This window comes from Xanthomonas arboricola (genome assembly GCF_003353015.1).
Lineage (GTDB): Bacteria > Pseudomonadota > Gammaproteobacteria > Xanthomonadales > Xanthomonadaceae > Xanthomonas > Xanthomonas arboricola_E.
Genome location: NZ_QREM01000008.1, coordinates 365,883 through 379,684 on the forward strand (window position 1 = coordinate 365,883; position 13,802 = coordinate 379,684).

Genomic DNA, 13,802 nt, shown 5'->3' on the forward strand with positions numbered 1-13,802 from the left:
ATAACGCGGCGTTGCGGCCGATACCGCTAGGCTCACCCAACGCCGCACGACTGCCCAGCCATGCCCACGCTCCCCGTTTGCAACGCCTGCCGCGACGGCCAGGACTTTCCCACCGCCATCACCATGGCGTTCCAGCCGATCGTGGATGTGTCCACCCGCAGCATCTACGCCGGCGAGGCGCTGGTGCGCGGGGTCAACGGCGAATCGGCCGGCAGCATCCTGGCCGCGGTGGATGAGCGCAACCGCTATGCCTTCGACCAGGCCTGCCGCATCAAGGCGATCGAATGCGCCGCGCAGATCGCGCTGCCGGCCTTGCTGTCGATCAACTTCATGCCCAATGCGGTCTACAACCCCGAACACTGCCTGCGCGCCACGCTCTCGGCCACCGCGCAGTACGGCTGGCCGCTGGACGCCATCATCTTCGAAGTCAGCGAACAGGAACACCTGGCCGAGCCGGCGCATCTGCTCGACATCATGCGCACCTACCAGGCACGCGGCCTGAAGACCGCCATCGACGATTTCGGCGCCGGCTATTCCGGCCTCGGCCTGCTGGCCGACTTCCAGCCGGACCTGCTCAAGCTGGACATCGCCCTGGTGCGCGGCATCGACGCCGACCGCAGCCGCCAGGCCATCGTCCGCCACACCACCCGCATGTGCGAAGAACTCGGGATCGCCGTCATCGCCGAAGGCATCGAACACCCGGACGAATGCCGCGCCCTGCGCGACATGGGCATCCACCTGCAGCAGGGCTACCTGTTCGCCCGCCCGCAGATCGGCGAACTGCCACAGGTGCACTGGCCGGAGTAGGGATCAGGCGCGCCACCACACCAGCGTGTAGCTCCGCTGCGGCCCCGGCAGCTGGCGGCGCACGCAGTGTGACGCTGCGTGGAGCCAACGACCTCAGATCGCGCGTACCGAGTGGTAACAGCCTGATGGCCAAGGAATGGAGGAATCGAGCCGCCAAAAGCACTCGCTCTTCCGATTCCCGATGCCCTATTCCCCAGCACTGGCAAGTTCCGATGCCGGCACCGGATTGGCCTGGTGTGCCAGGTATTGATGGATCTGCGCGACCACCGCCGCGCCCTCGCCCACCGCCGCGGCCACCCGCTTGACCGAGCCGGCCCGCACATCGCCGATGGCGAACACGCCGGGGCGATTGGTTTCCAGCGGCAGGCAGGCCGGCACGCCATCGCCGCGCGCGTTGCCGGTGACGACGAAACCGCGCTTGTCCATCTCGACGCATTGCTGCAGCCAACCGGTGTTGGGGTCGGCGCCGACGAACAGGAACAGATGCCGCAACTCCACCCGCGTGGTCTGCCCGTCGGCGCGCGTGCGCAACACCGCCGCCTGCAGACCACGCTCCGGATCGCCCTCCAGCGCGGACACCTCGGTGCCGGCATGCAGCTGTACGTTCGGCAGCGCGGCGATACGGTCGATCAGGTATTGCGACATCGACGATTCCAGCCCTTCGCCGCGAATGATCAGGTGCAGCTCCCTGACCCGCGGCGCCAGGAATGCCACGGCCTGGCCGGCGGAATTGCCGCCGCCCACCAGCGCCACCACCCCGCCCTCGCACAGCCGCGCTTCCACCGGCGAGGCCCAGTACGACACGCCATGGCCTTCGAAGCGCTCCAGCCCGTCCATCTCCGGGCGCCGGTAACGCGCGCCCGAGGCGATCACCACGGTGCTGGCCAGCAGCTGCTTGCCGTCGGCCAGATCCAGCGTCAGCGCGCCATCGTCGCGCCCGCATTCCAGCGTGCCGGCCTCGATCGGAATCGCCAGCTCGGCGCCGAATTTCAACGCCTGGTTGTAGGCGCGCCCGGCCAGCGCCTGGCCGGAGATACCGGTCGGAAAGCCCAGATAGTTTTCGATCCGTGCCGAGGCGCCGGCCTGGCCGCCGATGGCGCGCTGGTCCAGCACCAGCACCGACAGGCCCTCGGACGCGGCGTACACCGCCGTCGCCAGGCCGGCCGGGCCGGCGCCGACAATCGCCACGTCGTAGCGCTTGTCCGGGTCGATATCCGGGGTCATGCCCAGGCAGTGCGCGGCCTCGGCGTCGCTGGGCTGGCGCAGCACCCGCCCGCTCGGGCACACCATCACCGGCAGCTCCTGCTCCTGGATGCCGAAGCGCTGCACCAACCCGCGGCCTTCCTCGTCGGAGGCGTCGATCACCGTGTTCGGGTAACCGTTGCGGGTCAGAAAGCCCTGCAACCGGGTCAGATGCGGATCGTCCGGCTCGCCGATCAGCACCGAGCCGGAGGCATCGCCTTCGATCAGGCCGACCCGGCGCAGGATCAACGCACGCATCACCACCTCGCCCACTTCGGCCGAGCTGATCATCAGCGCGCGCAGATGCGCAGTGTCGAACGGCAGCGCCAGGCAGCCCTGCGGCCCCGCACGTCCGCCAGCCAGCGACGCGCGCCCGGCAAGTTGGCTGACCTCGCCGGTGAACTGGCCGGGCGTGTGCGAGGTGACCGGCTTTTCGTTGCCCAGCCCGTCGCGCCGGACCACTTCGACGGCGCCTTCCAGCACCACCCACACCGGTGCGTGCGCATCGCCCACGTCGAAGACGAGCTCGCCCGCAGCGAAACGCTGCGCCGGCCCGCTGGCAAACCGCCGCGTGATCGCCAATTGGCCCGGGTCCAGCTCGGGAAACATCTGATGGTGGCGGGTATCGGCCAGGGACATGGAAGGGCGACGCTGAGGGGGAGTCCATGCAGCATGGCCAGCCGTGCGGCCGATGGCAATCACCCGGATGCGCCATACCGGGCGGGACAGCATGTGCGCAGCCAGCGCATGCGCGTGCATCCGATGCAATGCATGCACACACATGACCGCATCACGCGAATGCCTGCGGTGCCGTGCACTCACGCGAGCTGGGCAGCACGACCAGCCGCAGCCGTGCACGCAGAGTGTGGCGGACGCAGCGGCACCCGCACCGGCCGCCAAGCGAACAGAGCCCCGGACCCGGGTCGGCACGCAGTACTTGTGCGCGCTGGTTGCTCTGTTGCTCTGTTGCTCTAGTTGTTCTGGTTGTTCTGTTGCGCTGGTTCCTTTGGTTGCGCTGGTTTGCCGGCGCAGGTTGAACAAGGCCAGTTCCATCGATGCGGCGACCAGGCCCGCTACGGTTGCTGTGATTGCTGTGATTGCTCTGCACCATGCTGAGGGGATGCACCCGTCTTCTCAGCCACGCGATGGTTGCAGCAGCTCCCAGTGCGGCCCGTGCTGGCCGGAGGCCATGCGCTCGGCCGGACGCACGCGAAACACCACGCTGATGCGCTCGCCCACCGCACGTGCGGTCTTGGCAATGCCGTGAACGTGGCTCAGTTGCGAGGCATGGCTCATCGCCAGCAGGCTGCCCGGCGCCAGCTCCACAGCGATCGTCCGCGCACTGCCGTCCCTTGCGCGCAGCTGCATCCGCCGCGCAGCGCCCAGCGACACCAGTGCAATCGGATGCGGCGCCTGCAGCGTCTGCAACTTGTCGTGATGCATCGCCACGCTGTCGCGGCCATCGCGATACAGGTTCAGGCCCACCGCGTTGTACGGTGCAGGCAACACGGCCTGCACCGCAGCAAGCAGCGCCTGCAGCGGCAGCCCGGGTGGCAGCGGCGCATCCAGCCGGTACGAGGCCAGCAGGCGCGGCACCTCCACCACACGGTCGTACATCTCGCGGCGCTGGCTGCGCCAGTCGGTCGCCTGGCGCAATGCGGCAAAGCACTGCTGCGCCACGGCGGGCGCCAGCAGCTGCGGCCAATAGCGCACGCCGCCTTGTGCATCGTGCAGCAGCTGCAAAGGCGCGATGGGAGCATCGAACAGATCCATCGGAACGACATGCGGGCGGTTTGCGTGATTTCAGCAGCCGGGCGTTGCGCTTTCCTGCGGCCGGAGCAGTGCAGGTGCACGCTGTCTCGCAGCTGCTGCAAGGCCATGCTGCGTGTATCGGGGCCACCGACCTGCGCACCCGCTGCCTCCTGCGCGCAAGGCGGGCAACCCGTGGCAGCCACGCGCGTCCATCGCCCACCGCGGCCCGCGCTCGGATTAGCGAGCTCAACGATGCAGGCGTGGATGCCATGCGATCAGGCCCGACAGCTGTGCTACGGTCCGGCGCTGCATCCGCCTGGAATCGCCCTGCATGCAGCATCACTCGATTGCCTTGTCTCCGCTGTGTTGGCTGGCGTTGCTTGCCGCCTGCATCAGCTTCGCCGGCAGCGCGGCGCCACGCGCGGACGACGCGGGTTTCAGCGCGGTGGATCCGTTCGTCGGCACCGGTGGCGAAGGCCACACCTATCCCGGCGCCACGCTGCCGTTCGGCATGGTGCAGCTGAGCCCGGACACGCAGATCAAGCCGCGCAAGGAGGCCTATGGCTGGGCCGCCGGTTACCGACATGGCGACAGCACGATTGTCGGCTTCTCGCATACGCACTTTTCCGGCTCCGGGCATTCGGACCTGGGCGATGTCCTGCTGATGCCGCAAACCGGCCAGGTCAAGCTCGAACGCGGCGATGCCGCCACACCGGGCAGCGGCTACACCGCGCAGTTCGACCACGCCAGCGAGCAGGCGCAGCCCGGCTACTACGCGGTGACCTTGAAGGACCGCAACATCCGCGCCGAACTCACCGCCAGTGCGCGCGTGGGTGTGCATCGCTATCAGTTTCCCAAGGGCGTACCGGCGCATGTGCTGGTGGACCTGCGCACCAGCCTGTACGACTACCCCGGCAAGGTGCAGTGGTCGCGGCTGCGCGTGCGCAGCGACGGCACCGTCACCGGCTTTCGCGAAACCCGCGGCTGGGCGCCCGGCCGCCAGTTGTACTTCGCCATGCGCTTTTCGCGCCCGCTCACCGCCACGCAGTTGCACGACACCGAACAGGACATTCCGTACAAGGGCTTTCCGCCGCCGGGCGAGAAAAATCCCGCGCAGCGCGCACAGATCGAAGGCCGGCAACTGGTCGGCGTGTTCGATGTCGCCAACGATGGCACGCCGCTGGTGGTCAAGGTCGCGCTGTCGCCGGTCAGCGAGGCCGGCGCCATCGCCAATCTCGATGCGGAGGTGCCCGGCTTCGATTTCGACCGCGTGCGCGCCGACGCGCGTGCGCAATGGACGCAGGCGCTGTCGGCGATCGACGCGCAAGGCACACCGCAACAACGCACCCAGCTCTACACCGCGCTGTACCACACCCTGCTCGGCCCCACCCTGTTCATGGACAGCGACGGCCAGTACCGCGGGCCGGACAATGCCGTGCATCAGGCGCGTGGCTGGACCCACTACTCCACCTTCTCGCTGTGGGACACCTACCGCGCACTGCATCCGTTGCTGACCCTGGTGCAGCCGCCGCAACGCAGCAGCGACATGGTCAATTCCCTGCTCGCCTCGCGCCGCGAGAGCGCCTACGGCATCCTGCCGGTCTGGGCGTTCCACGGCCTGGAAACCTGGTGCATGATCGGCTACCACGCCGTGCCGGTGATTGCCGACGCCTACATGAAAGGCATCGGCGGCTTCGATGCCAACGAAGCCTTGGAGGCCATGGTCGCCAGCGCCAACTACGGCCCCTACGACGGCATCGCGCAGTACCGCGCGCTGGGCTACGTGCCCATCGACGAAGAAGGCGAAGCCGCCTCCAAGACACTGGAATACGCCTTCGACGACTGGACCATCGCGCGCATGGCCGACAAGCTCGGCAAGCCCACCATCGCCGCGGAATTCAGCAAGCGCGCCGGCAACTGGAAGCACGCCTTCGACCCGGCCACCGGCTACATGCGCGCGCGCACCCGTGCCGGCAATTTCCGCGCGCCGTTCGACCCCTCGGCCAGCGGCTACGGCAGCGACTACACCGAAGGCAATGCCTGGCAATACTCCTGGTATGTGCCGCAGGACGTCGCCGGGCTTGCCGCCGCGCATGGCGGCGATGACCAACTGCTCGCGCGCCTGGATGCAGTGTTCGATGCCAAGGTCGACCCCAAGATATTCGCGCACATGGAAGACATCACCGGCCTGATCGGCTGGTACGCGCACGGCAACGAACCCAGCCACCATGTCGCCTATCTGTACGCCTACGCCGGCCAGCCCTGGCGCAGCCAGGCGCGGCTGAGCCAGATCATGGACACCCAGTACCACGCCGGCCCCGAGGGCCTGGCCGGCAACGACGACCTCGGCCAGATGTCGGCCTGGTACGTGTTCACCACGCTGGGCTTCTATCCGGTGGCACCGGGCAGCAACCAGTACATCATCGGCCGCCCGTTCCTGCCGCGCGCCACGCTCAACCTGCCCAATGGCAAGCGCTTCAGCGTGATCGCCGATGGCCTGAGCAAGGCGCGCAGCTACGTCGGCAGCGCCACCCTCAACGGCCAGGCACTGAATCGCGCCTACCTCACCCACGAGGAAATCCAGGCCGGCGGCGAGTTGCGCTTCCGCATGCAGGCCACGCCGAATACGCAATGGGCCACCGATCCGGCGCAGCGGCCGTATTCGATGTCGACGCAGACGCGCTGAGTCAGTAGTGGATGCCCATGCGCAGCCCGCAGGCATCGCGCTCCACCACCGCCGGCAGGCTGCCGGCGGTGCCTGCGGCAATGCGCTGCGCGCTCCAGCAGGCCACCAGGGCATCCAGCACATCGTCCGGCTTGGCCAGCGCACGCGGCACGCGCTCCAGCAACGCGGCCACCTGCCTGGCGCCATAGCACTGGCCCAGCAAGGCGGCGCGCTGTTGGTGGCCCGCGCTGCTCTTCTTGCCCGCCGCCAGGCCGTGCCCGCCGGCGAGCACGGCGAACGACACCTCCGGGTGCACCTCGAACACGCGCTCCGCCCACGCCGGATCGGCGCGCACCGCATCGTCCCAGGCGCGAATCTTCGACAGCAGCGCAAACGACTGCACGCCAAAGCCGCGCTGCCCGTCGTGGTCCAGCACCCGGTGCAACGCAGAGGCTTCCGCCTGCGTACGCGCATGCAACATGCCCCGCAGTGGCGCGGCAAAGATGCTGCAGGCGCGGCGCCCACCGACAAAGCGCCGCGCCTGCGCGTCCGCAGCGCGGGGCGCGTGCTCGCTCAAGCCGATCGGCATATCCACGCCCAGCACAGCGACGCCGCCCAATGCGCTCGCCAGCGCGGCAACACTGGGGTAGCCGGCGAACTGCAAGCCATCGCCGGCCTCCCACACCGCCAGCCAGCCGCTGCCGGCGCCATCGATTCCCACACACTGCATTGCTGTCCTCCTGGTCGTGGCCTGCAGTCACGGTGCTACGGCATCGCCCGCACGCTAGCTGCGTGACGCGTTCACATCATGCACAACATTCGTTCACCCGCACGCATCGCGGTGGTTTCCAGACTGCTCCGCATCGGCCGCAGCACGCTGCGGCCTTGTCGTCCCCCACTGCAGGAGCCAGTCATGTCCAGCACCAAGAACCAGTACGAGATGCAGAACCCGCTCACCCAGTTTCCGCAGCCCAAGTTCCCCGAGCAGACCCAGCAAGCGCCGGGCACCATCCATGCGTTGCAGCCCAAAGCCGACCACGGCGAGCAGAGCTACCAGGGCTTCGGCCGCTTGAAGGGCCGCAAGGCGCTGATCACCGGCGCGGACTCGGGCATCGGCCGCGCCACCGCGATTGCCTACGCACGCGAAGGCGCCGACATCGTGCTGAACTACCTGCCGGAAGAAGAGCAGGACGCCGCGGAAGTGGTGAAGTTGATCCAGGCCGAAGGCCGCAAAGCCATCAGCATCCCCGGCGACCTGAAGGACGAAGCGTTCTGCAATGAATTGGTCGCACGCGCGGTCAAGGAACTCGGCGGGCTGGACCTGTTGGTCAACATCGCCGGCAAGCAGACTGCGATGAAGGACATTGCCGACATCACCACCGAGCAGTTCGACGCCACCTACAAGACCAACGTGTACGCGATGTTCTGGCTGTGCAAGGCGGCCATCCCGCACCTGCCGCCGGGCGCATCCATCATCAACACCGGCTCGATCCAGTCCTACCAGCCCTCGCCGACGCTGCTGGACTATGCCTCCACCAAGGCGGCCATCGTCAACTTCACCAAGGGCCTGGCCCAGCAGATCGCCGACAAGGGCATCCGCGTCAACGCGGTCGCACCCGGCCCGGTGTGGACCCCGCTGCAGCCCAGCGGCGGCCAGCCGCCGGAAAAGATTCCCGACTTCGGCTCGGAAACCCCGCTCAAGCGTGCCGGCCAGCCGGTGGAGATGGCGCCGCTATATGTGATCCTGGCCTCGCAGGAGTCCAGCTATGTGACGGGCGAAGTATTCGGCGCCACCGGCGGCTTGTTGCTGTCCTGAGCAGCCCAGAGAACGCGTTTCCAGCCCAGCGCCACCAGGGCCCCGCCGATCGCTGCGTGCGCAGCGATCGGCATTTCTTCCGTGGCATTTCTTCCGTGGCATTTCTTCCGTGGCATTTCTTCCGTGGCGTTTCCTCGGTGGCGTTTCCTCGGAGGGCATTTCTTTGGCGGCGTTTCTTCGGCGGCGTTCTTGGTACCGGCGACGGTATAGACGGGTGACGCATCGGCGGGACGTACACGCACGATGGTTAAACCGGCGACGCAACGCTGGCTACGAGCACCCGTAAGCTCCCCCTTCTCCCCCCGGGAGAAGGTGCCCGAAGGGCGGATGAGGGTGCGCAATCCCTACTAAAACTCCGCCCACAGTCCGCGCTTACTGCATCACCACCGTCTGGATCGCATGCGCCGGGATCTCCAACTCACTGGACGCGGTGCCCACATACAGGTTGTAGCGGATCGCCACGTCGCTGGCATTCATCACCACCGTCGCCAGGCTGCCATCGGTATTGAGAAACGACGTCGTTGCCAGATTGCTACGGCTGCTGGCCGCACTCACCCGCCGCGCGCCGGGGCGGATGAACTTGGAAAAATGGCCGATATACCAATAGCTCGGCGTGTAGATCACATCACCTGTGCGCGTATCGGCATGCACCGGCGCAAAGCAGTAGTTGCCCACATGGTTCGGCCCGCCATGTTCGTCAAGCAGGATGTTCCAGTCCGTCCAGCCCACCGCACCGTGATTGAGATCGTTGATGATCGCGGTGCCATAGCGCTCGCCGTTGGGCCAATGCTGCAGCTTCGCCGGGTCGAACTTTTCCACCGCTGCTTCGGTCAGCAAGAGCGGCTTGTCCGGATACGCCTGCGCCACCGCCGCCACGTTCTCCACCATCGGCGCGAACCCGGCCCAGGTCTCGTACCAGTGGAAGCCCATGCCCCACGCGTATCTCGCCGCGTCCGGGTCATCGAAGATCACGTGCGCGCGGTGCAGCATCATGTCGCGGTTGTGATCCCATACGATGATCTTGCAGTCGCCATAGCCCGCCTGCTCCATCGTCGGACCAAGATGATTTTTCAGAAAGTCGCGCTCTTCCTCGGCGGAAAACACCATCGACTCCCAGGTCTGTACCGCCATCGGCTCGTTCTGCAGGCTGATGCCCCAGATCGGGATGCCGGCCTTTTCGTAGGCCGCAATAAAGCGCGTGTAGTAGGTCGCCCAGGCCTGCGCATACGCGGGCAGCAGCTTGCCGCCCTTGAGCATGTTGTTGCTGTCTTTCATGAAGGCCGGCGCGCTCCACGGGCTGGCAAATGTCGTCAACGTGCCGCCGGCCGCCGCGATGGCCTGGCGCAGCATCGGGATGCGATAACGCTCATCGTGCCTGACCGAAAAGCTCTTCAGCGCCGCATCGCCGTCCTTGATGTAGGTATAGCTGCCGCTGCTGAAATCCGAGCTGTGGATGGTGGTACGCGCCAACGTATAACCAATGCCCTTTTGCGGGTCGTAGTAGGCAGTGAGCAAGGCGCGCTGCGCAGGCTTGGGCAGCCTGGCGAAGGTCTCGGCACTGGCATCGGTGATCGCCCCGCCAATGCCCAGCACCTGCTGGAAGCGCCGCTGCGGATTGACGAAGATGGAGTTCTCCTTCTCGGTCAACGCATGCCCGGCCCTGGGCGCATCGACAGTGCTGGCGCGCATCTGCTGCGTTGCACCTTGGGCGGAGGTGTAGACGCGTAGTGCACCGGCGGGTGCTACTGGCGGAACAGCAGCACCCGCAACCGCAGCGTCTACCGCCGTCGATGCGGGCGTGGATGCAGACGGCGCCGTCGATGCCGGCATCGGAATCGGCGTTGCTGCTGTTGCAGATGCTGCTGTTGCAGATGCAGATGCCAACACCGCTTCAGTCGCAGCACCCCAAACCCCCAGAACCCCCACCATCGACCACGCAATCGCTCGCTTCACCGTGCACCCTCCCAGGTTGGTGACCAAGCCTAACCGAGCAACGCGGCGCAACATCGCGCAACAAACGAGCGCAACCATGCATCCTTCCATCGCCGGACTTTCCCTTCTCCCCTCGGGAGAAGGTGGCCCGAAGGGCCGGATGAGGGTACGTCTGCCAAGAGTGCAACCCGCCCACACTTGCAATCAAGGCAACAACATAAACCCCATTGGAAAGACAGCCCCACTGATCCAGCAAACGTACCCTCACCCCAACCCCTCTCCCGCTGGAGAGGGGCTTTGGTCCGCTTNGGTTACGTCTGCCAAGAGTGCAACCCGCCCACACTTGCAATCAAGGCAACAACATAAACCCCATTGGAAAGACAGCCCCACTGATCCAGCAAACGTACCCTCACCCCAACCCCTCTCCCGCTGGAGAGGGGCTTTGGTCCGCTTGCGGCATCAAGCGATTGGCTTCAATCACCCGCGCGCCAACCGATCCAGAATTCCCGGCACTTCCAACCCGAGCTCCCGCGCCAGAAACCCCACCGGCCCAATCCGCCTGGCCAACTGCCTGCCCGCCGCCGCATGCACAAACACGCCCCATAGCGCCGCGGTCAACGCATCGCAGCCGCGCGCGGCAAACCCGGCAATCAATCCCGCCAGGACATCGCCAGACCCGGAGGTGCCCAACCCGGATGCGCCCCCGCGGTGCATCCACAGCGCACCATCCGGCCCGGCAATGAAACTGTCCGCGCCCTTGACGATCACCACGCTGCGCAGCTTCTGCGCAAACGTCAGCGCGTACTCCCCCGGCGCCGCTTCCACCGCTGCCTTGTCGTCGCCGGCCAGGGTCGCCATCTCGCCCGCGTGCGGCGTCAGCACGAACGGCCGCCCGATCGGCGCCCGCAGGCCACGCAGCAACGCGCCGGCATCCAGCACCAGGGTGCACACCGCCTGCTCGGCAGCGCGCCTGACCATCGCCGTGGTGGTGGCCGACGACGCCATGCCCGGCCCGATCACTGCCGCATCGCAGGCCGCCATCGCCCTGTCCAGTGCGCGGTGCCCGCGCACGATCTCGCCCTGCCCGTTCTGCGCCAGCCCCAGCACCAGCGCCTCCGGCACCGCCAAGGCCATACCCGGCGCCACACTGGCGGCGGTGGCAATCTGCAGCTTGCCGGCACCGGTGCGCAGCGCCGCCTCCCCGGCCAGCAGCACTGCACCCGGCACGCGCATCGAGCCACCCACGATCAACACGCGCCCGCGCTGCTCCTTGTCGCCACCGGGGGCCGGCAACGGCATCGACCGCAAGGCCGCGGCGGTGAGCATGCGCATGCGCGCGGCGGCCATCAGCGCGCCCCGGCCGGACGGTCGGATTCGGTGGTCACCGGCTCGTCGGCCAGCTCCGGCGGCACGAACTTGGTGCGCAGCAACTCCAGCGATTGCCCATCGGCCGCAGCCGCATAGTCGGTGACGCCGCAATTGGGCACATCGCCCTCGCGGTCGATGCCCAGGATGGTGGCCTCGTCCATCCGCTCGATCAGGTAGCGGAAGCAATTGACGATCACCTGGTGCCCCACGATCAGCACCCGCGCACCCACATGGTTGCGCTGCAGATCGCCCACCACTCCACGCAGGCGGAAGATCACATCGCACCAGCTCTCGCCACCGGGCGGGCGGAAGTAGAACTTGCCCACCAGCTTGCGCTGCTCGGCCAGCTCCGGGAAGGTCGCAAGAATGCCGGCCGTGGTGTAGCGGTCGAGCACGCCGAATTCCTTCTCGCGCAAACGCTCGTCCACGCTGACCGACTCGGCCGGCTGCCCCAGCGCACGCGCCACCGCAGCGGCGGTCTGGCGCGCACGTATGTAGGTGGAACTCAGGATCAAGGTCGGGCGCTCCTGCTCGGGCAAGCCGGCCATCCACGCCCCCAGCGCCTCGGCCTGGCGCTCGCCAAGGTCCGACAACGGCACATCCGCATCGCGGTGCTCCAGGTCGATCAAGGACGCCCCGTTGGACTCGGCCAGATCACGCGCCACATTGCCCGCGCTCTGCCCATGCCGCACCACCCACAACCGTGCCGGCCACTGCGCCGAGACACCGGCTACCGCACTGTTCTCACTCACGTGCTTCTCCTGCACAACGTCGGCCTCCGGTGTCGCACAGCCGCCGTGAAAACATGGTCGACCAGCGCATCCGTGACCGGCGTTTCAATACGCACGCGCATCCATGACTGATGGCACAGCAACAAGCGAACGCAACGGACGACGAACGCCGCACCGCTATACTGCAGCCCCCCACCATCCCGCCGCCCATGTCCAACGTCCTGTTGCTACGCACGGCAAGAGAGCGCGAAGAACTGCTGCTGGAAGAGGTGCTGGACGCCACCGAGCAATGCATCGACGCCATCGGCCTGGGCGCCACCAGTTTCGAATTGATCGCCGAGCGCGCCAGGGTCAGCTGCGGCAGCCTGCTGCAACGCTTCGAAGACAAGGACGCGCTGGTGCGCGCCCTGCTGGAGCGCAACTACATGCGCGCCATCCGCCAGATGTGGCTGGTGGAACGCCCGGCCAACGTGCACGTGGTGGATTTCATCGCCGGCCTGCTCGAAGACTGGCTGCTGCAGGAAACCAACATCAAGCGCACCCGCATCGACCTGGAACTGCACCTGGCCACCCTGCGCGACCCGGTGCTGGCCGCCTTCATGCGCCGGCAGAGCGCATCGCTGATCGAACACCTCAGCGCCCTGCTCAAGCGCCTGCTCCGCGGCCACGCCGACCCGGCCAGCAGCGAACAGGAATTCCAGGCCCGCGTCTTCGCCGTCGCCGCCATGTGCGGCGGCCTGCACAGCGTGATGACCAGCGGCATGGAGCTCAACCGCATGCATCTGCAGTTGATCCTGCGCGAGAGTCTGTCGGGGATCTTGAAGTCTGCGCCGGTGTAGGCCCGGAGAACAGACAGCGCATTCGCAGTGCACCGTGCCGCCCCGCTCAGGCTGGTTCACCAGGAGCACATGCGGTAGCGAGCATCGGCCACGCCGGCCTGGCGGCTGCGCACGCGTCTTGTTTAGCGGCTCTTAGTCACGCTGTCCTGCGGTTGCGCCTGCAGGTACCAGTCTGCCAAGTGCTCGATGGTAGACAGCGTCGCCGTCACCACTGCGTACGCCAATGCCGGGGCAAGCGCGGCTCCCGCGTTCTTTTTCCAGGACAAATTACCCTTTGCGTATTCATAGGCCGCCGCAGCGGGCGCGTGTAATGCATCCAGAGCGGCGGCTTCGGCCGGGCCTGCGACTGCGGACGCGGCAAACCGTGCTGCTTGCCGCCCAGCGTTCGCAATCTGCACACCCAGAGGCTTGCGTGCGGCCCTGCCCTGCGCGGCACGTACAGGCGCCCGTGGCAGTTGCTGCGTCAACTGTATGTTGGCCTGTGGGTCGTCTTGTTGCCACGGGTGGCGCGTACCACGCTCGGCCTGTACATCGGTTTGATCTGGTGTTGCTGCACCAGGTGTCGCGGAAGTCACCGATATGGGACGCATGCCTAGCCTCTTCAGCAGGTTACCAATGTGGTTGTGTTCCATCGTGCTGTTCGAACGTCA

At 66.9% G+C, this 13,802-nt stretch carries 11 protein-coding genes; 4 read left to right on the forward strand and 7 right to left on the reverse strand.

The annotated features are described in order from the left end of the window. Positions 1-60 precede the first annotated feature (60 nt). The gene (locus tag C0541_RS09540) at positions 61-807 is read left to right on the forward strand and encodes an EAL domain-containing protein (protein ID WP_104532771.1); all 747 of its coding nucleotides are present in this window, start codon (positions 61-63) and stop codon (positions 805-807) included. A 186-nt stretch (positions 808-993) separates the two neighbouring features. Here C0541_RS09540 and C0541_RS09545 read toward each other — a convergent pair whose 3' ends face one another. Together C0541_RS09545 and C0541_RS09550 are read right to left on the reverse strand one after the other, a co-directional pair. After that, on the reverse strand, positions 994-2,688 hold the full coding sequence (locus C0541_RS09545; RefSeq protein WP_115047866.1) for an FAD-dependent oxidoreductase: 1,695 nt from the start codon (positions 2,686-2,688) through the stop codon (positions 994-996). 495 nt (positions 2,689-3,183) lie between these two features. Beyond that, a complete protein-coding gene (locus tag C0541_RS09550; protein WP_115047868.1) occupies positions 3,184-3,822 on the reverse strand; it encodes an alpha-ketoglutarate-dependent dioxygenase AlkB family protein in 639 nt (212 codons plus the stop codon). A 310-nt stretch (positions 3,823-4,132) separates the two neighbouring features. Between C0541_RS09550 and C0541_RS09555 the strand changes: the two genes are divergently transcribed. Beyond that, complete coding sequence (locus C0541_RS09555) at positions 4,133-6,487, forward strand: GH92 family glycosyl hydrolase (protein ID WP_115047870.1); 2,355 nt, start codon at positions 4,133-4,135, stop codon at positions 6,485-6,487. A gap of 1 nt (position 6,488) precedes the next feature. On the opposite strand, the gene C0541_RS09560 is transcribed toward C0541_RS09555, so the two are convergent. Further along, positions 6,489-7,196, reverse strand: a complete 708-nt coding sequence (locus C0541_RS09560; protein WP_115047872.1) for a DUF429 domain-containing protein — start codon at positions 7,194-7,196, stop codon at positions 6,489-6,491. Between the two features lie 183 nt (positions 7,197-7,379). Between C0541_RS09560 and C0541_RS09565 the strand changes: the two genes are divergently transcribed. After that, the gene (locus C0541_RS09565; RefSeq protein WP_115047875.1) at positions 7,380-8,282 is read left to right on the forward strand and encodes an SDR family oxidoreductase; all 903 of its coding nucleotides are present in this window, start codon (positions 7,380-7,382) and stop codon (positions 8,280-8,282) included. A 372-nt stretch (positions 8,283-8,654) separates the two neighbouring features. Here the strand turns inward: C0541_RS09565 and C0541_RS09570 are convergent, their stop codons facing one another. The 3 genes from C0541_RS09570 to C0541_RS09585 form a co-directional block, all read right to left on the reverse strand. Then, positions 8,655-10,112 (reverse strand): glycoside hydrolase family 30 protein, encoded by a 1,458-nt coding sequence (locus C0541_RS09570; RefSeq protein ID WP_161960007.1) that lies wholly within the window; start codon positions 10,110-10,112, stop codon positions 8,655-8,657. Positions 10,113-10,691: 579 nt separating this feature from the next. Further along, a complete protein-coding gene (locus tag C0541_RS09580) occupies positions 10,692-11,561 on the reverse strand; it encodes an NAD(P)H-hydrate dehydratase (protein WP_115047881.1) in 870 nt (289 codons plus the stop codon). After that, complete coding sequence (locus C0541_RS09585; RefSeq protein WP_115047883.1) at positions 11,561-12,349, reverse strand: histidine phosphatase family protein; 789 nt, start codon at positions 12,347-12,349, stop codon at positions 11,561-11,563. Before C0541_RS09585 ends, C0541_RS09580 begins: the two co-directional genes overlap by 1 nt. Before the next feature lie 173 nt (positions 12,350-12,522). Here C0541_RS09585 and C0541_RS09590 point away from each other — a divergent pair, with 173 nt between their 5' ends. Then, positions 12,523-13,152 (forward strand): TetR/AcrR family transcriptional regulator, encoded by a 630-nt coding sequence (locus tag C0541_RS09590; protein ID WP_115047885.1) that lies wholly within the window; start codon positions 12,523-12,525, stop codon positions 13,150-13,152. Positions 13,153-13,274: 122 nt separating this feature from the next. On the opposite strand, the gene C0541_RS09595 is transcribed toward C0541_RS09590, so the two are convergent. Beyond that, complete coding sequence (locus C0541_RS09595; RefSeq protein ID WP_238601299.1) at positions 13,275-13,784, reverse strand: hypothetical protein; 510 nt, start codon at positions 13,782-13,784, stop codon at positions 13,275-13,277. Positions 13,785-13,802 lie beyond the last annotated feature (18 nt).

Coding starts and splice junctions, on each gene's coding strand:
- C0541_RS09540 (WP_104532771.1), top strand. CDS start 61: ATGCCCACGCTCCCCGTTTGCAACGCCTGCCGCGACGGCCAGGACTTT.
- C0541_RS09545 (WP_115047866.1), bottom strand. CDS start 2,688: ATGTCCCTGGCCGATACCCGCCACCATCAGATGTTTCCCGAGCTGGAC.
- C0541_RS09550 (WP_115047868.1), bottom strand. CDS start 3,822: ATGGATCTGTTCGATGCTCCCATCGCGCCTTTGCAGCTGCTGCACGAT.
- C0541_RS09555 (WP_115047870.1), top strand. CDS start 4,133: ATGCAGCATCACTCGATTGCCTTGTCTCCGCTGTGTTGGCTGGCGTTG.
- C0541_RS09560 (WP_115047872.1), bottom strand. CDS start 7,196: ATGCAGTGTGTGGGAATCGATGGCGCCGGCAGCGGCTGGCTGGCGGTG.
- C0541_RS09565 (WP_115047875.1), top strand. CDS start 7,380: ATGTCCAGCACCAAGAACCAGTACGAGATGCAGAACCCGCTCACCCAG.
- C0541_RS09570 (WP_161960007.1), bottom strand. CDS start 10,112: ATGCCGGCATCGACGGCGCCGTCTGCATCCACGCCCGCATCGACGGCG.
- C0541_RS09580 (WP_115047881.1), bottom strand. CDS start 11,561: ATGGCCGCCGCGCGCATGCGCATGCTCACCGCCGCGGCCTTGCGGTCG.
- C0541_RS09590 (WP_115047885.1), top strand. CDS start 12,523: ATGTCCAACGTCCTGTTGCTACGCACGGCAAGAGAGCGCGAAGAACTG.
- C0541_RS09595 (WP_238601299.1), bottom strand. CDS start 13,784: ATGGAACACAACCACATTGGTAACCTGCTGAAGAGGCTAGGCATGCGT.